25 protein-coding genes are annotated in these 23214 nt (G+C 63.6%); 20 read left to right on the top strand and 5 right to left on the bottom strand.

Annotated elements, in window-relative coordinates:
* Positions 1-28: 28 nt before the first annotated feature.
* Complete coding sequence (locus JN279_RS25785; protein ID WP_202350596.1) at positions 29-184, bottom strand: glyoxalase superfamily protein; 156 nt, start codon at positions 182-184, stop codon at positions 29-31.
* Positions 185-240: 56 nt separating this feature from the next.
* Positions 241-1443 carry a polyhydroxyalkanoate depolymerase gene (locus JN279_RS25780; protein WP_202350595.1) on the bottom strand — a complete coding sequence of 401 codons (1203 nt, stop codon included), beginning with the start codon at positions 1441-1443 and terminating at the stop codon, positions 241-243.
* 139 nt (positions 1444-1582) lie between these two features.
* Between JN279_RS25780 and JN279_RS25775 the strand changes: the two genes are divergently transcribed.
* Complete coding sequence (locus JN279_RS25775) at positions 1583-2263, top strand: glutathione S-transferase family protein (RefSeq protein ID WP_202353797.1); 681 nt, start codon at positions 1583-1585, stop codon at positions 2261-2263.
* Positions 2264-2313: 50 nt separating this feature from the next.
* Here JN279_RS25775 and hemB read toward each other — a convergent pair whose 3' ends face one another.
* Positions 2314-3345 (bottom strand): porphobilinogen synthase, encoded by a 1032-nt coding sequence (gene hemB / locus JN279_RS25770; RefSeq protein WP_096456973.1) that lies wholly within the window; start codon positions 3343-3345, stop codon positions 2314-2316.
* Positions 3346-3446: 101 nt separating this feature from the next.
* On the bottom strand, positions 3447-4268 hold the full coding sequence (locus JN279_RS25765; protein WP_096456975.1) for a DUF2066 domain-containing protein: 822 nt from the start codon (positions 4266-4268) through the stop codon (positions 3447-3449).
* Between the two features lie 185 nt (positions 4269-4453).
* Between JN279_RS25765 and JN279_RS25760 the strand changes: the two genes are divergently transcribed.
* The 5 genes from JN279_RS25760 (at position 4454) to JN279_RS25740 (ending at position 8876) form a co-directional block, all read left to right on the top strand.
* A complete protein-coding gene (locus tag JN279_RS25760) occupies positions 4454-5497 on the top strand; it encodes an enoyl-CoA hydratase/isomerase family protein (RefSeq protein WP_096456978.1) in 1044 nt (347 codons plus the stop codon).
* On the top strand, positions 5494-5916 hold the full coding sequence (locus JN279_RS25755) for a DUF6163 family protein (RefSeq protein WP_096456981.1): 423 nt from the start codon (positions 5494-5496) through the stop codon (positions 5914-5916). Before JN279_RS25760 ends, JN279_RS25755 begins: the two co-directional genes overlap by 4 nt.
* A gap of 238 nt (positions 5917-6154) precedes the next feature.
* Positions 6155-6670: a transcriptional regulator LdtR gene (gene ldtR / locus JN279_RS25750; RefSeq protein WP_013896002.1), complete on the top strand. Its 516-nt coding sequence runs from the start codon at positions 6155-6157 to the stop codon at positions 6668-6670.
* Positions 6671-6965: 295 nt separating this feature from the next.
* Positions 6966-7286: a hypothetical protein gene (locus JN279_RS25745; RefSeq protein WP_244734150.1), complete on the top strand. Its 321-nt coding sequence runs from the start codon at positions 6966-6968 to the stop codon at positions 7284-7286.
* 336 nt (positions 7287-7622) lie between these two features.
* Positions 7623-8876 (top strand): L,D-transpeptidase family protein, encoded by a 1254-nt coding sequence (locus JN279_RS25740; RefSeq protein WP_096456984.1) that lies wholly within the window; start codon positions 7623-7625, stop codon positions 8874-8876.
* A 137-nt stretch (positions 8877-9013) separates the two neighbouring features.
* On the opposite strand, the gene JN279_RS38745 is transcribed toward JN279_RS25740, so the two are convergent.
* The gene (locus JN279_RS38745; RefSeq protein WP_274608589.1) at positions 9014-9739 is read right to left on the bottom strand and encodes a helix-turn-helix transcriptional regulator; all 726 of its coding nucleotides are present in this window, start codon (positions 9737-9739) and stop codon (positions 9014-9016) included.
* A 405-nt stretch (positions 9740-10144) separates the two neighbouring features.
* On the opposite strand from JN279_RS38745, the gene JN279_RS25730 reads away from it, so the two are divergent.
* The 14 genes from JN279_RS25730 (at position 10145) to JN279_RS25665 (ending at position 23012) form a co-directional block, all read left to right on the top strand.
* A complete protein-coding gene (locus tag JN279_RS25730; protein ID WP_096459174.1) occupies positions 10145-11788 on the top strand; it encodes a Na+/H+ antiporter in 1644 nt (547 codons plus the stop codon).
* A gap of 193 nt (positions 11789-11981) precedes the next feature.
* The gene (gene glyA / locus JN279_RS25725) at positions 11982-13295 is read left to right on the top strand and encodes a serine hydroxymethyltransferase (RefSeq protein ID WP_202350594.1); all 1314 of its coding nucleotides are present in this window, start codon (positions 11982-11984) and stop codon (positions 13293-13295) included.
* Positions 13296-13388: 93 nt separating this feature from the next.
* Positions 13389-13967: a hypothetical protein gene (locus JN279_RS25720; RefSeq protein ID WP_202350593.1), complete on the top strand. Its 579-nt coding sequence runs from the start codon at positions 13389-13391 to the stop codon at positions 13965-13967.
* A 32-nt stretch (positions 13968-13999) separates the two neighbouring features.
* Entirely contained in the window at positions 14000-14329 is a 330-nt protein-coding gene (locus tag JN279_RS25715) for a GlpM family protein (protein ID WP_202350592.1), read from the top strand.
* A 79-nt stretch (positions 14330-14408) separates the two neighbouring features.
* Positions 14409-14888 carry a transcriptional regulator NrdR gene (nrdR, locus tag JN279_RS25710; protein ID WP_010915593.1) on the top strand — a complete coding sequence of 160 codons (480 nt, stop codon included), beginning with the start codon at positions 14409-14411 and terminating at the stop codon, positions 14886-14888.
* A 2-nt stretch (positions 14889-14890) separates the two neighbouring features.
* On the top strand, positions 14891-16021 hold the full coding sequence (gene ribD / locus JN279_RS25705) for a bifunctional diaminohydroxyphosphoribosylaminopyrimidine deaminase/5-amino-6-(5-phosphoribosylamino)uracil reductase RibD (RefSeq protein WP_202350591.1): 1131 nt from the start codon (positions 14891-14893) through the stop codon (positions 16019-16021).
* A 68-nt stretch (positions 16022-16089) separates the two neighbouring features.
* The gene (locus tag JN279_RS25700) at positions 16090-16707 is read left to right on the top strand and encodes a riboflavin synthase (protein ID WP_202350590.1); all 618 of its coding nucleotides are present in this window, start codon (positions 16090-16092) and stop codon (positions 16705-16707) included.
* A gap of 108 nt (positions 16708-16815) precedes the next feature.
* Positions 16816-17310: a 6,7-dimethyl-8-ribityllumazine synthase gene (ribH, locus tag JN279_RS25695; RefSeq protein ID WP_096456999.1), complete on the top strand. Its 495-nt coding sequence runs from the start codon at positions 16816-16818 to the stop codon at positions 17308-17310.
* Positions 17307-17807: a transcription antitermination factor NusB gene (gene nusB, locus JN279_RS25690; RefSeq protein ID WP_019857616.1), complete on the top strand. Its 501-nt coding sequence runs from the start codon at positions 17307-17309 to the stop codon at positions 17805-17807. Before ribH ends, nusB begins: the two co-directional genes overlap by 4 nt.
* The gene (locus tag JN279_RS25685) at positions 17804-19021 is read left to right on the top strand and encodes an MFS transporter (protein ID WP_202350589.1); all 1218 of its coding nucleotides are present in this window, start codon (positions 17804-17806) and stop codon (positions 19019-19021) included. The genes nusB and JN279_RS25685 overlap by 4 nt, the downstream gene beginning before the upstream one ends.
* Positions 19022-19201: 180 nt before the next feature.
* Positions 19202-20113, top strand: coding sequence for a glycine betaine ABC transporter substrate-binding protein OsmF (gene osmF, locus JN279_RS25680; protein ID WP_096459183.1), 912 nt, complete (start codon positions 19202-19204; stop codon positions 20111-20113).
* Positions 20114-20167: 54 nt separating this feature from the next.
* On the top strand, positions 20168-21331 hold the full coding sequence (locus JN279_RS25675) for an ABC transporter permease (protein WP_202350588.1): 1164 nt from the start codon (positions 20168-20170) through the stop codon (positions 21329-21331).
* On the top strand, positions 21328-22266 hold the full coding sequence (locus JN279_RS25670) for an ABC transporter ATP-binding protein (RefSeq protein WP_202350587.1): 939 nt from the start codon (positions 21328-21330) through the stop codon (positions 22264-22266). The genes JN279_RS25675 and JN279_RS25670 overlap by 4 nt, the downstream gene beginning before the upstream one ends.
* Positions 22263-23012 carry an ABC transporter permease gene (locus tag JN279_RS25665; protein ID WP_096457013.1) on the top strand — a complete coding sequence of 250 codons (750 nt, stop codon included), beginning with the start codon at positions 22263-22265 and terminating at the stop codon, positions 23010-23012. Before JN279_RS25670 ends, JN279_RS25665 begins: the two co-directional genes overlap by 4 nt.
* Positions 23013-23214 lie beyond the last annotated feature (202 nt).

Here is a 23214-nt window from a genome sequence, read left to right as displayed (position 1 = left end):
TGGCCGCCGAAACAGCCGCGATATCAGGCTATTCGCCGGTGAGTTCAATGAAGCGGATGTGGTTGCTGAACGGGTAGATGACCTCGACCGTCAACCGCCCATCCTCGTGTTCCAGGCCGGGTTTCATGTAGCGGTAGTCCTTGCCGGTGCGGCTGCCGGCCGCCTCCGGCCGTGCCCGCATCATACCCGGAGCCGGCGCGTTCTGTCAGCGCAGAAAATCGCCGGTTGTCGAATGAAAAGCTATTCCATCGACAGGATGAGATTGCGCACGACGGGATAGATCTCGCGCTCCCAACGCTTGCCGTTGAAGACGCCATAGTGGCCGACATTGGCCTGCAGGTGATGGCGCTTCAGATGCGGGCGCAGCGATCGGCACAATTCATGGGCGGCCGAGGTCTGGCCCAGCGCACAGATGTCGTCACGCCCGCCCTCGACAGTGAGCAGCGCGGTGTTGCGGATCGCGCCCGGATCGACCCGGCTGCCACGGAACGTAAACGCACCGGTGGCTAGTTCTGCCTTGTGGAACACGCGGTCTATGGTTTCGATATAGAACTCCTCGGTGAGGTCGAGCACGGCCAGATACTCGTCGTAGAACGTTTTGATCTTCTCGGCCTCGGCGATCTCGCCGGCCGCCAGATGGTCATGCAGTTTGCGGTGGGCCTTGGTATGGCGATCCATGTTCATGGCCATGAAGGCGGCAAGCTGCAGAAAACCCGGATACACCCGGCGTCCGCCGCCGGCATGGCGCCACGGCACACGTGAGATGACGGCGCCTTGAAACCAGGCTAGCGACTTGCTGACGGCGAATTCGTTGACCTTGGTCGGGCTCTCCCGCGGATCGATCGGCCCCGCCATCAGCGTCATCGAGCGCGGTGTCGCCGGGTGCCTGTCCTCGGACATGACCGCGACGGCAGCAAGCGCCTGAACGCAGGGCTGGCAAACCGCCAGTATATGCGCGCCCGGGCCGATCGCCTGCAGGAAGCGGATGATGTAGTCGACATAGTCGTCCACCCCAAAGCGGCCAGCCGCGAGCGGCACGTCGCGAGCATTGGCCCAGTCGGTGATGTAGACCTCATGGTCAGCCAGAAGCGTTTCCACCGTACCGCGAAGCAGCGTCGAGAAATGCCCCGATAGCGGGGCAATCACCATCACCCGGGGCTGGCGTGTGTCCATATCCTTGGCGAAGCGCAGAAGCTTGCCGAACGGCAGGTCGAGGGCCGTCTCGACGCTGACCGGCACGTCGCGATTGCCCACCCTGACGGATTTGATATCGAAATCCGGCCGTGCATGGGTGAGCTTGAGCCGGGCGATCATCTCCAGCCCGGCGGCCAGGCGCTGTTTCACGCCGTCGCCCGAGACGCCCATCTTCGAACGCATCAGATCGGCGAAAAAGCGTGTCGGAGCGATAATGTCGTCCTGAAGCTGGTAGGCCTGGTACAGCATCGAATACGTCCCATTCCCAGCGGCCATGCGGCAGTGCAAAAAATCTAGTGCAAAATTTTGTGCATTGCGAGAGGATTGTTGCCGGCAAAGGGCTCGGAGGGTCGACGGCATGACGAAGGCGGCCAAGAACAAGGTGGCCATGAGTAAGGCGCCCGTGGCAAAGGCGACCACGGCGACATTGACGATTTCGTCGAAGAATTATTCGTCCTGGTCGCTGCGTGGCTGGCTGCTTTGCCGCATGGCCGGGCTGGAGTTCGAGGAGAAGCGCATCGATATCGATGATCCCGAGCAGCGGCAGGAATTGCTCTTGTTGTCGCCATCGGTGCTGGTGCCGCGGCTGACCCATGACGGAGTGACGGTATGGGACACGCTGGCGATCGCCGAATATCTGGCCGAGACCATGCCGGGAGCGGGGCTCCTGCCGACCGACCGCGTGGCGCGCGCGCATTGCCGCGCGGTGTCCGGCGAGATGCATTCAGGTTTTCACAATTTGCGCTCGGCGCTGCCGATGAGCCTGAAGGCCAGGCACAAGAGCTTCAAGATCTTCTCCGGCGCCCGGCCGGATGTGGAGCGGATCAAGACGATCTGGTCCGAATGCCTCGAGGCCTATGGCGGTCCCTGGCTGTTCGGCGCGTCGCCGACCGTGGCCGACGCGATGTACGCGCCTGTCTGCACCCGTTTCCGCACCTATGCGGTCGAACTCGAAGCGCCGCTCACCGCCTATTGCGACACCATCTTCGCTTGGCCGCTGATTCAGGAATGGACGCAGGACGCACTGGCCGAGCCCGAGGATATCATCGAGCTGGACGTCGAATTTTAAGGCCAACCGGGCCGTTGTAGAGCGGGGCCGGGCTGTATAAGGGCGCGCTGCTACCCCTTCAGCATCTGCGCCACTTCGGGCGCGAAATAGGTCAGGATGCCGTCGCAGCCGGCGCGCTTGAAGGCGAGCAGCGATTCCAGCATCGCTTTTTCGCCATCGATCCAGCCATTGGCGCCCGCCGCCTTGATCATCGAATATTCCCCCGACACCTGGTAGGCGAAGGTCGGCATCTGGAATTCGTCCCTCAGCCGGCGGATGATGTCGAGATAGGGCAGGCCGGGCTTGACCATCAGCATGTCGGCGCCTTCGGCGATGTCCTGCTCGGCTTCGCGCACCGCCTCGTCCGAATTGGCATGGTCGATGTAATAGGTCTTCTTGTCGCCCTTGAGCAGGCCGGCTGTGCCGACCGCCTCGCGATAGGGGCCGTAGAAGGCCGAGGCGAACTTCGTCGCGTAGGACATGATCGCCACGTCCTGAAAGCCGTTGGCGTCGAGCGCGTCGCGGATGGCGCCGATGCGACCGTCCATCATATCGGATGGCGCGATGATGTCGGCGCCCGCCGCCGCCTGGATGACGGCCGCCGCCGCGACCTGTTCCACCGTTTCGTCGTTGACGATGATGCCGTCGCGCAGGATGCCGTCATGGCCATGGCTGGTGAACGGGTCGAGCGCCGCGTCGGTGATGATGCCGATCCCGGGCACCGCGTCCTTGATAGCCCGGGTGGCGCGGTTGATGATGTTTTCCGGGTCAAGGATGTGCGAGCCGGTCTGGTCACGCAGGCCCAAGTCGACATTGGGGAAGGTGGCGAGCGCCGGAATGCCGAGCTTGGCGGCGCGTTCGGCCTCCTTGACGGCAAGGTCGACAGACAGGCGGAAGACGCCGGGCATGGCCGCGATCGGCTCACGCACATTTTTGCCCTCGACGACGAAGATCGGCCAGATCAGATCGTCGACGGTGAGCCGGTTCTCCTGCACCAGGCGGCGCGACCAGTCGGCCTTGCGCATGCGGCGCAGGCGGCGGCTGCCGGTGATGTCGTCGACGCTACGCGCGCCGGCTGGCTTGGTTGGGGTGAATTTGTTCATTGCCAAAACTCTCGGCCAAAACTCTCGTTCGGCGGCTTTTACCACGAGCCCTTGCCACTGACCAATGCGACACGATTGTGCCAGGCCGAAGCCGTCGCCTCTCAGGGCTGGCCATTGCCCGAAAGAATCTGCGCCGCGCCTCCGATTGCCACGCGGAACGCCTCGTCAAAGCTGACGCCTCGTATCTGCCAGCGATAGGTCTTGCCGTTGCCGGTCAGCCGCCAGTCGGCAATCCAGCCAAGCTCCTTGTGGCTCCATACGATGCTGCCGACGAGCGCTTGCGCGCCATTGGCCTGTTTGGCCAGCAGGTCCAGCCTTGCCATGTCATTCTCGCCCATGTCTTGCTCACCCAGGTCGGCCAGCTGCGCGGCCTTCGGAAACGCGACATGCATCGACAACGGATCGGCGGCATTGGCGAAAGACTCGCGCATCGTCTCGCCACGTTCCTCCTCGGCGCTTAGCAAAAAATGCCGAGCGCCCTGTTCGGTGCTGAGAAAGACGGTGAGGGTTGGCCGCTCGCCAAGCCAGGGCCGGCTGCCGAGTTGCGCGAGCAGCTTGTCGACCGTGGCGGGCTTGTAGAGACAGGTCAGATCATGCGGCCGGTCATGCGTGCCTTGCTCGTCATGGATCGGGATGCCCTCCAGCCGGTCGTGGTAGCGGAAAGAATCGACGAAACTGCCGGCCTTGTCGCGCAGAGCGGCCATTTCGGGTTTCTCTAGCAGCCGTTGGTCGCCTGAAACTCGGACCAGGACCCGGTCCAGGCAGTCCCTGAAGCCTATCTGGCGGTTCACTTCGCCCTGGCCGGTGACGATGGTCTGCGACTGGTAGAGTTCGTCCAGCGTGGCGGCGACTGCCGGGCGCGATGCAAGGCCGAAAATTATCAGCTCGATCGTCAAGAGTGCGGCACGAAGAAATCCGGGCATGGCCAACTGTCCCCCGAAGCCGCCCGCGCCGCCGTATCGGCGTGTCGCTTACAACGGCGGCGATCTTCGTAGCATCGGGCACCACTGGCCGCCAAGACTGCGGGAACAGGCTGCTGCCATTGACGCACCCATGCGCCGCCTTTAGCACTTCAGTCCCGCAGGCGCGGGGGAGGGATTCTCTGGCGATGGATTTTGGTGGAGGCGACGAAATTCGCTTCGAGCGATTGGGTCGAGCCGGTGTCGTCACACTGACGCGGCCGCAGGCGCTCAACGCCGTCACCCATCGCATGGTCCAGGCGCTGGGCCAGGCCCTGTATGCCTGGGAGCGCGACGACGGCGTGGACGTCGTCATCGTGAAGGCCGAGGGCAGGGCGTTTTCGGCCGGCGGCGACATCCTGCACATCTATGAGGCAGGCCGGGCTGGAAAGCCGCCGGTGGAGTTCTTTGCCGACGAGTATCGGCTAAATGCCCGCATCAACGGCTTCAAGAAACCCTATGTGGCACTCATCGACGGCATCGTCATGGGTGGCGGCGTCGGCATTTCCTTCCATGGCTCGCACCGGGTGATGACAGAAAATGCCCAGTTCGCCATGCCGGAGGTCGGCATCGGCTTTTTCCCGGATGTCGGCGCCAGCCATCTGCTGCCCGACCTTGGCGGTTCCTTCGGCATGTATCTGGCCCTGACCGGCAACCGCATCCGCTATGGCGACGCGCTGTGGTCGGGGCTGGCCACCCACACCATCAAGGCCGAAGACCAGGCAAGCTTCCTCGATCGGCTGGTGCTGACCGGCGATCCGGAATCGGTGCTGCGTGGTTTCTTCGTCCAGGCAAAGCGGGAGACCGACAGGCCGGCGCTTGAGGCGATCTCTCGCCATTTTAACCAGCCGTCGCTGCAGGATGTCGTCCACAGTCTGGATCGCGCGGCAAGCGCCGATGAATTCGCGGCCAAGACGCTGGCGACCATCCGTATGCGCTCGCCCACCAGCCTTCGCGTCGCCTGGCGGCAGATCAGCGCCGGGCAGACCTTGTCGATGGACGAATGCATGAAGATGGAGTTCCGCATCCTCAACCGCATGCTTGCCGGCCACGATTTCTACGAAGGCATCCGTGCCGCCATCATCGACAAGGGATCGAAGCCGCAATGGCGGCCGGCAAGTCTCGATGCGGTCGGTGATGCGGACGTCGAGGCCTATTTCGCCCCGCTCGGTGAACGGGAACTCCAGCTATGAGCGAGGTGACGTCGCGACGCGTCGTACTGCAGCCCTCGACGGTCGAGGTCATCTTCGCCTGGTTCCAGCGCGTCATTGCCGGCTACTGCCTGCTCTTCGGCATCCTGTACTGGATCAAGCTGATCGGCTTCTACCCAGGCCCGCTCTGGCGCTTCGATCTGATGCCGGTGCATTGGCAAGTGGCGGCGGTGATGCTCGCCGTGTTTTTCCCCTTTGCCGCGGCGGGGCTCTGGATGCTGGCCTCCTGGGGTCCGGTGATCTGGTTCATCTGCGCGGTCACCGAGACCGTGATGTATGCCGGTTTTCCCGAACTTTTCGGCCATCGCCTGCTGATCGTCATCTCGCACGCGGCGGTGGCGGTGCTCTACATCGTCTTTCGCGTCGTCATCTGGCTGCAGAAACGCCCCGTTCGGCACTAAGCCGTTGAAGGCATTGACGCCTTGGCAAGCGCCGGATTTGAGCCCCGCGAAAGGTGCCTAAGCCTTTAGGTTAATTATCCTTACTCGGGTGACCGTTCGTTAAGCCTCTTTCGAAACCTCTTACCGGTAAGCTCTTGTTAGCCCTAGCGTTTAAGTCGAATTTTATGAGTATTCGATAGTGTCGCGATCAAGGTGAAAAACAAAAAATCACCAGGGCGACAAACGAGAGGCAAAGACAATGATCAATTCGCGTCCGGCGGCGAAGACCGCTAACGTTTCCGACGATCGCCGCGAGGCTATCCGTTCCCTGTACATGGAATCTCTGCAGCTGGTCGAGCGGTTGCACCGCCGTCTGCTTGACGTGATCAAGGACGAGTTCGACCGCAACGGCCGTTCCGACATCAACGCCATCCAGGCGCTGCTGCTCTTCAACATCGGCAATTCCGAGCTGACCGCCGGCGAGTTGCGCTCGCGTGGCTACTATCTCGGCTCGAACGTCTCCTACAATCTGAAGAAGCTGGTCGATCTCGGCTTCATCAACCACCAGCGTTCGCGCATCGACCGCCGTTCGGTCCGCGTCTCGCTGACCCCGAAGGGCAATGAGGTGGCCGACGTCGTCGCCGGTCTCTATGAGCGTCATGTCGGCTCGATCGAGCAGGTCGGCGGCATCAACACCGACGAGTTCAAGCAGATGAACCGCGCCCTGCAGCGGCTCGACCGCTTCTGGAACGACACCATCGCCTACCGGATGTAAGCGATCCACGAACGGCAGCCGCGCCGCAGAAGCGCGGCCCGAACAGCGACCTTCAGTCAGGGGCCGGTGCCGAAAGCACCGGCCCTTTTTCTGATCATGGATGGCCGGCCAGGCGTTCAGCGGGTCGTCACTTGAGCAATGCCGTTGCACCTGGAGCCCGTGGGCCTCGACTTCTGCCGCACGCTTTGCTTTCGTCCCCGCAATGCCTAATGTCGCCGCCCAAGGGAGCAAGATGGGTCGAAGGTGCTTTGTCAAAATCTGTTCGGTCGCTGCGGTGCTCTTGCTGGCGCCGGAAATGGCCTTCGCTGAGGAATGGTGGAGAGATTCCTTCGCCACGGAAGGCAGCAGTCCCTGCGACAACAATGACTCCAGGGTGACGTTCACCGACAAGTCGGTGGAAATGTGGGAAGTTTGGTGCACGCTCGACAGGGTCCAGAAGCTCAGAGGCCTGGACGCCGTCATCCTGGACATGACCTGCTCGGACGACGAGCAGAGCGTCGAAAAGAGACGCGGGCTGTTGCTCAAGCTCGATGACAACAAGATATTGCGGTATCCCGAGAACCAGGTTCTGCAACGGTGTTCGGAACTGGAGGCCAAAACCGACCTAAAACTCTAACCGGGACGATGCGGTTCCTGCGTGCTGCGTCCGGCCCTGGCCACGCGGGTTCGGTACCGAAAAACCACGCCTCGTTCATTTCGCCATAGCGGGGCGGCCCAAATTGGGCGCAAGGCCACGTTGCCGCCATATTCCAGTGGAACCGAGGATGGCAGTGATGCTGTCGTGAAGACCATGCGTCCACCCGCAACCGTATCGCGCCTCGTGCGTTTCTCACCAATGTGATACGGGCCATGGTTGGCTAATTGTTAAGATTGCCAATTTTAGAGTGCGGGCGAGATCGCCCGATGATCGACGCAGCAAGTGATCGAACCGCTACCTATGTCTGGAACGTCCATGAGAACCAGCCGCCGCTTTTTCCTTTCCGGAGCCTCGTTGCTCGCCGCCGCCATGGTGGCCGGCCGTGCGAGCGCGCAGGATGTGATCGGGGATATCCTGAAATCCTCGGCCCGCGGCAATTGGGACGACCAGTTCGACGCCCGCGCCAGCGAAGGCGGCAAGGTGGCCTCGACGCTTCCGATCTTCAGCCCGCAGACCGTTGCATTCACGGAGCAGGCGGTCGCGCAATATCAGAACATCGTCGGGCAGGGCGGCTGGGTAGAGGTTCCAGCGACCAAGAAACTGGAACTCGGCGTCGATGATCCGGACGTGGTGCCGTTGCGCAAGCGCCTGATGATTGCGGGCGATCTGTCGCAGAGCGCCGGCATTTCGACGGCCTTCGATTCCTATGTCGACTCGGCCGTCAAGCGTTTCCAGTTGCGCCACGGCTTGCCGGCCGATGGTTCCATGGGCAAATACACCTACGCGGCGATGAACGTTTCGGCGCAGGTTCGGCTCGGCCAGCTGCAGACGAATCTGCAGCGGCTGAAGGAGAAGGCCGGCACGCTGGGCAGCCGTTATGTGCTGGTCGACATTCCGGCCGCGCAGATCGAAGCGGTCGAGAATGACCGCGTCGTGCTCCGCCACACCGCTATCGTCGGCAAGATCGATCGCCAGACGCCGATCGTCAATTCCAAGATCAACGAGATCATCGTCAACCCGTACTGGAACGCGCCGGTTTCGATCGTGCGCAAGGACATCATTCCGCTGATGCGGAAGGACCCCAACTATTTGAAGAACAGCCATATCCGCCTGTTCGCGCCGGATGGCAGCGAAGTCGATCCGATGAATGTCGACTGGTCGACGGATGATGCCGCCAAGTACCGGTTCCGCCAGGATCCCGGTTCGGAAAACGCCATGGCGTCGGTCAAGATCAACTTCCCGAGCCCGGACGGCGTCTACATGCACGACACGCCGCAGCAGAGCCTGTTCGGCAAGATGATGCGCTTCGATTCCTCGGGCTGCGTGCGCGTTCAGAACGTGCGCGATCTCGTCACCTGGATCCTGCGCGACACGCCCGGCTGGGACCGCCAGCATTTCGAGGCGGCGATCAAGACCGGCCAGAACACGCCGATCCAGGTCACCAACCCGGTGCCGGTGCACTTCCTCTATCTCTCGGCCTGGTCGACCGGACCCGGCGTCGTCCAGTTCCGCGACGACGTCTACGCGCTGGACGGCGCCAGCGAGCTGCAGATCACTTCTTCGCTGTAAGCGACTGATAATTTTGACGAAAGGCCGCCGAAGGCGGCCTTTTTGTTTGCGGGATTGTTAGTTTCGACGCAATTCCCAAGGGAAAGCGCTACGCGCTTTTCCCGGGAAAACCGCCTCCCACTTTTCCTGGAATTGCTCTAGATCAGCCGCTGGTTGACCAGCCGCGCCACTGCTTGCGCGCGGTTGACGGCGCCGAGTTTGCGCCTGGCATTGTCGACATGGAAGCGCACCGTCGCGTCGGCAATGCCGAGAATAACCGAGATTTCCCAATCCGTCTTGCCTTCGGCGACCAGCGCCAGGCTGTCGCGCTCGCGCACCGTCAGCCGGACAGTGGCGGTGGGCGGTGGCGTCGCCAAGTCCATCAGCCGTTCCGTCAGCACGAGGCCGGCCATCTGGATGGCAAAGCTCTCATCCGCCGTGAAGTCGCGTTCGTGGAAGCCGAGATGCAGCGAGGCGATAGTGCCGTCCGCGCCATAGGAGGTGGAACACAGCGCGTCATTGATCCTGGCCTCGCTGAGCGCCTCCCAATAGACGCCGAACTGCGCGCTGTCGCGCGGGGCAAACTCGGAGAAGCGGTAGCGTGTGCGGCTTTCGCGGATCGCGCCCAGCAGCGGGTTGCACTCGAAGCAGACATAGTCGAACGCTGGGCTGCCCGGCCAATCCGCCGGCGCCAGCCGCGTGATGAAGCCGCCTGCCGCCCAATGGCTGACGGAAGTCAGCGTCGATGATGGCCTCCGGTAGAGACGGGTCTGCAGATAGGAGGCACCGAAGCTTTCCATCGCCGCGAAATAAGCGGTGCTTGCACGCTCGGCCGTTTCCGACGCCAGGGCCGGTTCGGCATGTGCCATGATCCGCGACAGCATCGATCGAACCCCCCGCTCGGCAGCCGTGATCCAGCGTGGCACAGCCGAATATGACCCGCAAGGCTGCAGCCCGGCGAAAGCCATCTGTCAATTCCGCGCTATCGGGAGGTTGATGCTGGATCATGCTCGCGTATCCAGAGAAGGAGCGGCGCTGGCTTTCGGCATTCGTGCCCGAATGGCATTGACGCTCTGCATACGCATACCGACCGTTGGGGGGGCGGCGTGCGGCCGGCCACCTGGGTGCCCCTAGGCAGCCTTGCGCTGACGCCAAGTGCCGGCCTTTTTCTGCATCGGCTTGATGCTGGCCATACGGTCTGCTGCCGTCTCGGCGATCGCCGCGCTGCAGCCTGTCTGGACGCGACGCCGATGATTGCGCATGGTCCGGCAAACAGCCGGAACCGCACCATGCAAACCGCGATCTTCATTCTCGTCGTGCTCGTCTTCGTCGCCGTTTCCGGGGCGCTGGTGCGGCTGGTGCGGGTGCCGTTGCCGGTCCTGCAGATCGCGATCGGTGCCGCCCTTGCCTGGCCGGTGCGCGGCATCCATGTCGAGATCGATCCCGAACTCTTCCTGCTGGTGTTCATTCCGCCGCTGCTGTTCAGCGATGCTTTTGGCGCGCCCAAACGCGAGCTGATGGCACTGCGCGGGCCTATCCTCGACCTTGCCATCGGCCTCGTCTTCTTCACCATCGTCGGTTTCGGCTATGCCTTGCACTGGCTGGTGCCGAGCATTCCGCTGGTCGTTGCCTTCGCGCTCGCGGCCGTGCTGTCGCCGACCGATGCGGTGGCCGTCTCCTCGATCGTCGACAGGAACGTCGTCCCGGCGCGGCTGATGCACATTCTGGAGGGCGAGTCGCTGCTCAACGACGCGTCGGGCCTTGTCATGTTCCGCTTTGCCGTCGCGGCGGCATTGACCGGCAGTTTTTCCCTGGCTGTGGCCTCGCTGAGTTTTGTCTACGCCGTGGCGGTCGGTATCCTGGCTGGCGTTGCGGCCTTGTTCGTCGCCGCCAAGGCGCTGCAACTCTTGAACCGCATCGGCGGCGTGCCGGCCGAGGCGCAGGTGCTGATCACCATCCTGCTTCCCTTCGTTGCCTATCTCGGCGCCGAGCATTTTGGCGCCTCGGGCATCCTGGCGGCGGTGACCGCTGGTCTTTTGACCGGGAGCACCGGCATATTCCGCTTCCTCGGCGTCTCGGCGCGCATGCAGACGATCTCGCTGTGGACGACGTTTTCCTTCGTCTTCAACGGCGCGCTGTTCATCGTGCTCGGCCTGCAGCTACCCGAGATCATCCGCAAGGTGCCGCCCGAATTGTCCAGCCGCCATTGGTTTTTTGAGCCGGTCCTGACGGTTCTGCTGCTGACGCTGTGCCTGATAGGCCTGCGCTTCGTCTGGATCTGGATCGGCGACATCGCGGCGGGCTTTGCCGCGCGGCTCGGCAAGCGGCAGGCCGAACCCCTCGGCCTGCGCGTGCGGCTCGCCGGATCGGTGGCGGGCGTGCGTGGTGCCATCACGCTGGCCGGCATCTTGTCGCTGCCGGTGGCCTTGCAGGACGGCTCGCCATTCCCGGCGCGCGACCTCGTCATCTTTCTCGCCGCTGGCGTCATCATCTGCTCCCTGGTGATCGCCAGCCTGGCCTTGCCGGTGATTGCGCGCGGCCTGGTCGAACCTGGCGAGGATGCGGGTGCTGCCGAGGAGCGCCGGGCTCGTGTCGGCGCTGCCAATGCGGCGATCGTCCGCATCGAGAGCATGGCGGGCAGCAGCGACGACGACGGCGAGGTGCCCAGCGTCAGACTTGTCGCCGCCGAAAACATCGTCGCCGGCTACCGGCGCCGCATCGCCACCTCCGACGAGGCCGATGAAGCCCGAGCCGAGGCGCGCGAGGCCGGGCGGGTGGAGCTCGAAATGCGACTTGCCGGCATCGAGGCCGAGCGCACTGCCGTGCGCGCCATGCTTCAGCGCGGCGAGATCAATGATCACACGGCGCGAGCGCTGTTCACAGAGATCACCCTGACGGAGGCCCTTTTGAACGGCAGGCAGACGCGGAAATAGAACCGGTTCTGCCCAGGGGCTGTGGATTTGCAGGCTCTGCCGCAAACCGGCCAGCAAATTTCGCGCCGCAAACGTGGCGGGTCGAAAACAACTGTGTTAATGGCGCGGCAATGCGTGTCGCCCAAAAGTGCGCAGCGGTTTTGGGGCAACGCTATGCATAAATAAATTGCCCCGAACCGGAGGATTTCAGGCCATGGCAACAGCAGCGGCAGCGTCGAACAAATTCGAATCCTTCTTCGAAACCACGCTGGAAGACGCCGATCCGGAGATTTTCGGCGCCATCCGCAACGAACTCGGTCGCCAGCGCCACGAGATCGAGCTGATCGCTTCGGAAAACATCGTTTCCCGCGCCGTGCTCGAGGCGCAAGGGTCGATCATGACCAACAAATACGCCGAGGGCTATCCGGGCAAGCGCTACTATGGCGGCTGCCAGTTCGTCGACGTCGCCGAGGAACTGGCCATTGAGCGGGCGAAGAAGCTGTTCGGCTGCAATTTCGCCAACGTCCAGCCGAACTCCGGCAGCCAGATGAACCAGGCGGTGTTCCTGGCGCTGCTGCAGCCGGGCGACACGTTCATGGGCCTGGACCTCAATTCCGGTGGCCATCTCACCCATGGCTCGCCGGTCAACATGAGCGGCAAATGGTTCAAGGTCGTCTCCTATGGCGTGCGCAAGGAAGACCATCTGCTCGACATGGACGCGATCGAGAAGACCGCGCACGAGACCAAGCCGAAGCTGATCCTGGCCGGCGGCACCGCCTATTCGCGCATCTGGGACTGGAAGCGCTTCCGCGAGATCGCTGATGCGGTCGGCGCCTATCTGATGGTCGACATGGCCCACATCGCCGGCCTCGTCGCCGGCGGCGTGCATCCCTCGCCACTGCCGCACGCCCATGTGGTGACGACAACCACGCACAAGTCGCTGCGCGGCCCGCGCGGCGGCATGATCCTGTGCAACGACGAGGACATTGCCAAGAAGATGAACTCGGCGGTGTTCCCGGGTCTGCAGGGCGGCCCGCTGATGCATGTCATTGCCGCCAAGGCGGTGGCCTTCGGCGAGGCGCTGAAGCCGAGCTTCAAACTCTATGCCGAGAGCGTCGCCGCCAACGCCAAGGCGCTGGCTTCGAGCCTCAAGGAGACGGGTCTCGACATCGTTTCCGGCGGCACCGACAACCATCTGATGCTGGTCGATTTGCGTCCCAAGAACGCCACCGGCAAGCGTGCCGAGGCAGCCCTTGGCCGCGCCAACATCACCTGCAACAAGAACGGCATTCCCTTCGACCCGGAAAAGCCCTTCGTCACCTCGGGCGTGCGCCTCGGCACGCCGGCCGGCACAACGCGCGGCTTCGGCAAGGCCGAATTCCGCGAGATCGGCAAGCTGATCGCCGAAGTGTTGGATGGGCTGAAGGTTGCCAATTCGGACGAGGGCAATGCCGCGGTCGAAGCGGCGGTCAAGGCCAAGGTGGTGGCGCTGACCGATCGTTTTCCGCTCTATCCGTATCTCGGTTGACCATCCTCGATTGACCGGGCGCGAAGCGTCATCTCTTATTCGCCGGCGGTGCGTCACCCCTGATCGGGTGACGCATGGAACTGGAGACTGATGATGCGCAATTTTCGTGTCGCCTCACTCGGCGCTGTCGGCTGGCTGATCTTTTGCGGGTCCGCCTTGGCGCAGACGCAGCCCGCCCCGGAGACGCCCGCCACCGCCACCTTCGGCAAATGGACAACCATCGTCGATGTGCTCGACAGCGGCCAGGATACAAGCAAGACCTGCGCGGCTTCGACGGCGTTCTTTGATGCGAGCGGCAATTCGGGCACGCTGACCTTGTCGATCTCGACCGGCGATGCGCTGCCGCCCGATGGCTATCCAACCATCATGCTCACCGTTGACAACAAGCAACTGCCGACCGGCGAGAAGATCGCGGCGACGTTCGGCGATCCCGGCGTCAAGGTTTCGGCGACGGTCTATTCCAACAATGCCGTCATCGGCCGTCCGAGTTGGACGGTCGACAATCAGGCCAAGACCAGTCTCGCGCTCCTGCGTGCCATGCGCCAGGTCATTTCGCTTGATGTGACTTTCGGCAAGCAGGCCGTCGCCAGCATCCCGATGGACGGCTTTACCAAGGCCTACCGCAGCCTCGGAACATCCTGCGGCTTCCCGACCAAGGACGTCGCGCCGTGACGTCGACGGCCGGGTTGGAGTAGGGCCCGCGGATGGACATTCTCTGGAAGGGCGTAGTCGGCGGGCTGGTGACGGCGCTGATCGTCTGGCTGTCCAAGCGAGGCAATGTCCTGCCCGGGATCCTGCCGCTGGCGCCGACCTTTGCCGTCATCGCCTTGCTCGCCGTCGGCGCCAAGGGTGATCCGCGCGGTTTTCGTGATGCCTGCCTTGCCGGCATGAAGACAATTCCCGCCTATCTTGCCTTCCTCGGCGCCTGCTGGCTGTTCATCGACAAGGTCGACTATCGCCTGGCTGTCGTTGGCGGCATCGCCGTCTGGCTGGTTGCCGCGCTGGCAATCTTCCTCGCCCCTCGCTATCTCTGAAGAAACGGAACTGCTTCAATCCCGGCCGGAAAGGCTCTAAGCCTTTCGCCTCACCAGATTCGCGAACCCAAGGCTTTTCATGCGCTGTCCCTATTGCCAGTCCGAAGATACGCAGGTGAAGGATTCGCGCCCCGCCGAGGATGGCGCGGCGATCCGCAGGCGGCGTGTCTGCCCCGATTGCGGCGGCCGGTTCACCACCTTCGAACGCGTGCAGTTGCGCGATCTTGTCGTGGTCAAGAAGTCGGGCCGGAAAGTGCCGTTCGACCGCGACAAGCTGTTGCGCTCGGTCGAGATCGCGGTCCGCAAGCGCAATGTCGACCCCGAACGCATCGACCGCGCGGTGACCGGCATCGTGCGCCAGCTCGAAAGTTCCGGCGAGACGGAAGTGGCTTCCGGCGAGGTCGGCCGGCTGGTCATGGAGGCGCTGAAATCGCTCGATGACGTCGCCTATGTGCGTTTTGCCTCGGTCTACCGCAATTTCCGCGAGGCCAAGGATTTCCATGAACTCCTGGGCGAGTTGAAGGGCGACGAAGACAAGAGCGAAGAGGACGCCGGCTGAGCATGGCAGCATTGCAACCGAGCGGGGCCGAGCAAGCGGCCCTTGATCGTCGTTTCATGGCCGCGGCCCTGCGGCTGTCGCGCAGGAATGCCGGCCGCACCTCCACCAATCCTTCCGTCGGCACGATCATCGTGCGTGATGACGGCGCTGGGCCGATGATCGTCGGCACCGGCGTCACCGCTGTCGGCGGCCGGCCGCATGCCGAGACCGAGGCGCTGGCCGAGGCCGGCGAGTTGGCGCGTGGTGCCACGGCTTACGTTACTTTGGAGCCGTGCGCGCATCACGGCCGCACCCCGCCTTGCGCCAATGCGATGGTCAATGCCGGCATTGGGCGCGTCGTCGGGGCTGCCAGCGATCCGGATACGCGCGTCTCCGGCAAGGGCTATGCCATTCTGCGCGCCGCCGGCATCGAGGTGGTCGAGAAGGTGCTGGCCACGGAAGCCGCCGAGCAGATGGCCGGCTATCTCATTCGGTCGCTCAGGAAGCGCCCGGAAGTGATTCTGAAGCTTGCGCTTTCCAGTGATGGCAAGATCGGCCGGGAAGGCGCCGGCCAGGTCGCGATAACAGGCGATATCGCACGCCGCGAAGTCTATCTGATGCGGGCCGAGGCCGACGCCGTTCTGGTCGGCATCGGCACGGCGCTGGAAGACGATCCGGCGCTGACGGTCCGCTTGCCGGGGCTGGAGAACCGTTCGCCGGCGCGCATCGTGCTCGACCGGCAGATCAGGCTGCCGGAGGCCTCGAAACTGGCCTCCGGCGTGGATCGCGTGCCGCTCTACGTTGCCGCTTGCCTGGAAGCCGATCCGCAGCGCCGTGCAGCGCTCGAGCGCGCCGGCGTGCGCTTCATCGGCACCGAAACGCATGAAGGCGGCGTGGCATTGCCGGAATTGCTCGAGGATCTGGCGGCACTCGGCATGGCAAGCGTGCTGGTCGAGGGCGGCGCCAAGGTGGCAAGCGCTTTCCTGGCCGATGGGCTGGTCGACCGCATCGTGCTCTTCCAGGGGCCGGAAGCAATCGGCGAGGACGGCATTGCATCGCCTATCGACGCTGATCATATCCCGGCTGGATTTCGCAAGCTGCGCGAGATGCGGTTCGGCGAAGACAACTACGCCGAATGGGTAAGAGACCTCTAGACCATGATCCCGAAAAGTGGGACCCGGTTTTCGGACAAGGTTATGGTCAAAACGGGAAGATAGCGTCGATGTTTACCGGAATTGTCACCGATATCGGCACAGTCGCGGCCGTCAAGCCGCTCAGCGAAGGCGTCGGCTTGCGCATCGATACCGCCTATGATCCCGAGACCATCGCCATCGGCGCCTCGATCTCCTGCGGCGGTGTCTGCCTAACGGTCACGGCGCTGCCCGAACATGGCTCGAACGCGCGCTGGTTCGAGGTGGAAGCCTGGGAAGAGGCCTTGCGGCTGACCACGGCCTCGAACTGGAAATCCGGCACCAAGGTCAATCTCGAGCGGGCGCTGAAGATCGGCGACGAACTCGGCGGCCACATCGTGTCGGGCCATGTCGACGGCACCGCCGAGATCGTCGAGCGCAAGGACGAAGGCGACGCCGTACGCTTCACGCTGGAGGCGCCGCGCCATCTGGCGAAATTCATCGCGCCAAAGGGCTCCGTGGCGCTCGACGGCACCTCGCTCACCGTCAACAAGGTGGAGGGCACCCGCTTCGACGTGCTGTTGATCCACCATTCGCTGACCGTGACCACCTGGGGCGAACGCAAGGCCGGCGACCGCGTCAATCTCGAGATCGACACCATGGCCCGCTACGCTGCGCGGCTGGCCGAGGCGGCGAAAGAGGGGCTCTAGAGTCTGTCGGACCGGCCGGTCCAAGGCGTCTCATGCGCTTCCGACAATCTTCCGCTTGCGATCAATCCGGCTTCGGCCTAAGTCACCGGCAACCCCCCGGAGATTTTTATGGCAGGCACATCCCAACACGGCAAAGCCTTCATTCGTCCGAAGGCGAAGGCGCATCTGCTGATTGTCGAAGCGCGCTTTCACGACGACCTTGCCGACGCGCTGCTCGACGGCGCGACAAGCGCGCTCGATGAAGCGGGCGCGACCTACGACGTCGTCACCGTTCCAGGTTCGCTCGAAATTCCCGCAGTGATCACCTTCGCGCTGGACGGCGCGGCGGAAGGCGGCACAAATTACGATGGTTTTGTTGCGCTCGGCACCATCGTCCGTGGCGACACCTATCATTTCGACATCGTCGCCAACGAATCCAGCCGCGCGCTGATGGACCTGTCCGTGCAGGACTCTGTCTGCATCGGCAATGGCATCCTGACCACCGAGAACGATGCGCAGGCCTGGACGCGGGCCAAGCGCTCGGAAGGCGACAAGGGCGGCTTTGCCGCGCGCGCGGCGCTAACCATGATTGCGCTCAAGGAACAATTGGGAGCGCGATCGTGAGCGAACCCGCTTCGCCCGGACAGCCCGCGGTACGCCACGCCAACAAGCGCGGCGCCGCCCGTCTGGCCGCCGTGCAGGCGCTTTATCAGATGGATGTCGCCGGCAGTGGCGTCTTCGAGATCACCGCCGAGTATGAGGCATTCCGCCTTGGCAAGGAAGTCGACGGCGCGCTCTATCGTGAGGCGGACGCCCAATGGTTCCGCGCCATCCTGACCGGCGTCGTCGAGAACCAGAAGACCATCGATCCGGTCATCCGCCAGGCGCTGACCGATGACTGGCCATTGTCCCGGCTCGATTCGACGCTGCGCGCCATTATGCGCGCCGGCGTCTATGAACTGATGAAGCGCGAGGATGTGCCGGTGGCGGTTATCGTGTCGGAATATGTTGACATCGCCAAGGCCTTCTACGAGGAAGACGAACCGAAGCTGGTCAATGCCGTGCTCGACCGCGTATCACGCCGGGTGCGCGGCGAGGGGCGCGGCAAGGACGCATCGTGACATCAATCGCCGTCGGGACGGGCAAGGAGGCGCGGCGCACCGCTTTGATCCTCGCCGCCTCGCAGGCCATTATCGGCTCGGCGGCACCCATCGCCATTTCCATGGGCGCGCTGGCCGGGCAATATCTGCTCGGTGCCGACAAATCGCTGGCGACGGCACCGATCACTGGCTTCAACATCGGTGTCGCGCTCGGCGCTTTACCGGCCGCGGCCATCATCCGCAGGCTGGGCCAGCGCGGCGGCTTCATGACCGGAACCGTCGTCACCGCGCTTGGCGGCCTGATTGCCACACTGGCACTTTTCCACGGCAGTTTCTGGCTGTTTGCCTTCGCGCTGCTGGTGATCGGCATCGGTGGTGCCTTCGTCCAGCAGTTCCGCTTCGCCGCCGCCGACAACGCGCCGCCGCAGTTCAAGGCGCGCGCCATCTCCTTCGTGCTGGCCGGTGGTATCATCACCGCCATCCTTGGGCCGCAGATCGTCATCTTTACCCGCGAATTGTTCGCGCCGGTGATGTTTGCCGGGTCGTTCGCCTCCATCCTGCCGCTGGCTGCGGTTGGCGCCATTATCCTGTCGTTTCTGCGGCTGCCGGCGAAGGCGGCGAGCAAGGTTGAAATTGCCGACGGCGATGCCAGGCCCCTGTCCGAAATCGTCACCAGGCCGCGCTTCGTCGCCGCGCTGTTTTGTGCGGTCTGCTGCTATGCGCTGATGAGCTTCGTCATGACCGGCGCGCCACTGGCCATGGTCGGCTGCGGCCTGTCGGAGGACGATGCGACGCTGGGCATCTCCTGGCACGTCATGGCGATGTTCGCGCCGAGCTTCTTCACCGGCTCGCTGATCCATCGCTACGGCGCCGAGCGCATCGTCGCCATCGGTCTGATCCTGCTCATCGGCTGCGCCATTGTCGCCTTGTCGGGCCTGGCACTGTGGCAATTCTGGACGTCGCTGATCCTGCTCGGCCTTGGCTGGAATTTCGGCTTCATCGGCGCCACCGCCATGGTGGCGGCCAGCTATCGGCCGTCGGAAAAGGGCAAGGTGCAGGGTTTCCATGACTTCGTCCTGTTCGGCTCGGTTGCCTGCGCCTCACTTTTGTCGGGCATGGTCTACAACGCCTGGGGCTGGGAGATGCTGAACTGGATGATCTTCCCCGTCACCGTCCTGTGCTTCGTCGCGCTCGGCGCGCTCAAGCTGACGAGTCACCGCAAGGCGAGCGCCTGATCCCTAAACTGCTGTCGACCTGACATGATGTTGTCAGCATTGCTTCGGTTGAATTTGCCGCGCAGAAACAAAATTATTGCGCCTGTACCTATTGTTATGAAACCGTGTGCCCCGACTGGCCGTTGAAGCCATGCTCATATGCGGCCACCGCATTCCGGTTCACAGCAAGAGGTTTCCACAATGTTTTCAGTCAAGGTTTTCGCCGGCGCGGCATTGGCGCTGGCCGTCACGGCGGTATCCGCCAGTGCTCAGGTGGTCGTCTCCTCGAAGATCGATACCGAGGGTGGCGTGCTCGGCAACATCATCCAGCTCGTTCTCAACGCCAACAACATCAAGACCACGGACCGCATCCAGCTCGGCGGCACGCCGGTGGTGCGCAAGGCGATCACCGCCGGCGAGATCGACATCTATCCCGAATACACCGGCAACGCCGCCTTCTTCTTCGAGAAGGCTGATGACCCCGCGTGGAAGGATGCCGCCAAGGCCTATGAGGCGGCCAAGAAGCTCGACTATGACGCCAACAAGATCGTCTGGCTGTCGCCGGCGCCGGCCAACAACACCTGGGCGATCGCGCTGCGCAAGGAAGTGACGGACGGGAACAAGCTCGTCACGCTGTCGGACTTCGGTAAATATGTCGCCGGCGGCGGCAAGGTGGTGCTCGCGGCTTCCGCCGAGTTCGTCAATTCGGCGGCGGCCCTCCCGGCCTTCCAGACCACTTATGGCTTCACGCTGAAGCCGGACCAGCTGATCACGCTTTCGGGCGGCGACACAGCGGCGACAATCGCCGCGGCCGCCAACCAGACCAGCGGCGCCAACGCCGCCATGGTCTACGGCACCGACGGCGGCATCGCGCCGTCCGGTCTGGTCGTGCTCGAGGACGACAAGGGCGTGCAGCCGGTCTATCAGCCCGCGCCGATCATCCGCGAATCCGTGCTCAAGGAACATCCGGAGATCGAGACGTTGCTGAAGCCGGTCTTCGCCAAGCTCGACCTCGTCACGCTGCAGGAGTTGAACGGCCGCGTGCAGGTCGGCGGTGAACCGGTAAAGGGCGTCGCCGAAGACTTTTTGAAGAAGAACGGCTTTCTGAAGTAGGACGATTCCGGCGTGCCGCATGCGTGGCGCGCCGGGACGACCGACGGGGAGGGCGTGAACATCCGTTTCGACAAGCTTGGCGTGGTCATCGCCGCGATCGCGGCCTATGCGGCGTTCCTCGCCCCTTTCGCTACGTTCCGTGCCAACCGGATCGTTTCAGGCCAGGCGCGCTCGATTCTCGAGGCGTTGCCGGCAACGACGGGGGCGGTGCTGTTCGGCATCATCGTCGCCGCCGCGCTCATAGCACTGTTCAGGACACCGCTTGTGTTGCGCCTTGCCGCCAGCGTGGCGACGCTTGTCGCGCTCGCGCTGTTGATCGGCGTGGCCGGCACATTCCTCACACCGGCCGGCAACACCTTTGTCAGGGTATCGCCGGCCTCCGGTTTCTGGATCCTCATTTTTGCCTTTACGCTTTTACTGGCCGATGTGCTGACAAGGCTGAACCTGTCGCCCTTGGCGCGAATTGGTGTGCTTGTCGTCGCGGCTTTGGCGATCGGCCTGCTGTTGATGTCGGGAAGCTGGGACAATTTGTCGATCCTGAAAGAATATTTCAACCGCGCCGACAGTTTCTGGGCCGAAGGCTCCAAGCACGTGACGCTGGCGCTTGGCTCACTGGCCGCGGCGGTCATCATCGGCCTGCCGCTTGGCATCCTCTGCCACCGCGTCGAAAGGCTGCGGGCCGGCGTGCTCAACGTGCTCAACATCATCCAGACCATTCCTTCGATTGCATTGTTTGGCCTGCTGATCGCGCCGCTCGGCTGGGTCGCCACCCATGTGCCGGGGGCTGCCGCGCTCGGCATTCGCGGCATCGGCACAGCGCCGGCCTTCGTCGCGCTGTTCCTCTATTCGCTGCTGCCGGTGGTGGCCAACACCGTGGTAGGCCTCGCCGGCGTGCCGCGTGCCGCCAATGACGCGGCACGTGGCATGGGCATGACCGACCGCCAGCGCCTGTTCGGCGTCGAGTTTCCGCTGGCCTTCCCGGTGATCCTCACCGGCATCCGCATCGTGCTGGTGCAGAACATCGGCCTTGCCACCATCGCCGCGCTGATCGGCGGCGGTGGCTTCGGCGTTTTCGTCTTCCAGGGTGTTGGCCAGACGGCGATGGACCTGGTGCTGCTCGGTGCGGTGCCGACTGTGGCGCTCGCCTTCGCCGCCGCCATCATCCTCGATGCCGTGATCGAAATGACCGCCACCAAGCGCAGGGTTGAAACGGCATGATCGAGATCGAAGGCATTACCAAGCGCTATGACGCAACCACCGTCGTCGACGACGTGTCGATGGTCATCGAGCCACGCACGGTTTGCGTCATTGTCGGCACCTCCGGCTCCGGCAAGACGACGCTGCTGCGCATGATCAACCGGCTGGTCGAGCCGACATCAGGCATCATCAAGCTCGACGGTGTCGACAACAGCTCCGTGCCCGGTTACGAACTGCGCCGCAGCATCGGCTATGCCATCCAGGGCCACGGCCTGTTTCCGCATCGCACGGTGGCGCAGAACATCGCCACCGTGCCGGTGTTGCTTGGCTGGGACAAGGACCGCATCAAGGCCCGCGTCGCCGAGTTGATGACGCTCTACCAGCTCGATCCGCAGGCTTACGGGCCGCGCTATCCGCACGAACTGTCCGGTGGGCAGCAGCAGCGCGTCGGCGTGGCCCGTGCGCTCGCTGCCGAGCCCAACGTGCTTCTGATGGACGAACCGTTCGGCGCGCTCGACCCGATCATCCGCACCAAGGCGCAGGAAGATCTGCTGGCGATCCAGAAGCGCTTCGGCACCACCATCATCCTCGTCACCCATGACATGGAGGAAGCCGTGCATATGGGGGACAAGATCGCCGTCATGGATGCTGGCAAGCTCGTCCAATACGCCAGGCCCGCCGAGATCCTGGCAAATCCGGCCAGCAGCTTCGTCGAGACCCTGGTCGGCGCCAGCGAAAGGCCATTCCGGCTGTTGTCGCTCGGGCGGGTGCGTGACGCCGTGGAGAACGGAACCGCCGAAGGCGAAGCCATTCCTGGCGATGCCAGCCAGCGCGACGCATTGGCCGAGCTCCTATGGTCAGGCCGGCCGGCCCTGCCGGTGAAAGGCGCCGACGGCATACCGCTCGGCCGCGTCACCATCGACGGGCTGGTCAAGCGCGCGGCGAGGCCGGCATGAGAGCCTGGCTGCCGGCGCTGCTGCGGCTTGTCCTCTTGGCGCTGCTCGTCGCCTTCCTCACCAATCCCGGCTGGTTCGAGCCGCTGCTGAAGCCGCTCACCGAAAACAATGCGCCGGTGATCTACAATCAGGGCAGCCTGCTGACCTTGACGCTGCTGCATCTACGCACCGTCCTGCTCGCCACCTTGGCCGCGACCATCGTGGCTGTTGCGCTCGCCATCTTGGTCACAAGGCCAGCCGGGGCCGAATTCCTGCCGCTGTCGCGCAGCCTGGTCAACATCGGCCAGACCTTTCCTCCAGTGGCGGTCCTGGCGCTCGCCGTGCCGGCTGTCGGCTTCGGTGAGTGGCCAACGCTGATCGCGCTGTTTCTCTACGGTCTGCTGCCGATCTTCGAGAACGCGCTGACCGGGCTGACGACGCTGCCGGCCAATGTCGTCGAGGCGGCGCGCGGCGCCGGCATGACCGGCTGGCAAAGGCTCACAAAGGTCGAGCTGCCGCTCAGCGCGCCGATCATCCTGGGCGGCATCCGGTTGTCGGTTGTCATCGGTCTTGCCACGGCCACCATCGGCTCGACGGTTGCCGCCAAGACGCTTGGCGAGGTGATCATCGCCGGCTTGTTGTCCAACAATCTTGCTTTCATCCTGCAGGGCGGCCTGATCGTGGCGGCCCTTGCCGTGCTGATCTATGACGGACTGTCGGCGGTCGAGCGCTATGCGGCGCGGCGGATGGGACGTGAGGCGGAGTAGTCCTTTGCGACGCTGATGATCGTGTCGGGCACGATCCCCTTGCGTCATTTCAATCGATCTAAATGAAGGACCGTGCCGGCAGGGTCGTCGCGGCTTTTGTCTTTTGGGCGAAAGCCGGGCAAAAATCGAACAATATCTTGACGTTCCGAGCCCTGTTTCGCATACACCGATGCGAAGAGGTGGATTCCGTGCGCGGATTCCG

The organism is Mesorhizobium sp. 113-1-2, assembly GCF_016756475.1.
Taxonomy (GTDB): Bacteria; Pseudomonadota; Alphaproteobacteria; order Rhizobiales; family Rhizobiaceae; genus Mesorhizobium; species Mesorhizobium loti_C.
This window is presented reverse-complemented; position numbering and strand designations above follow the sequence as displayed.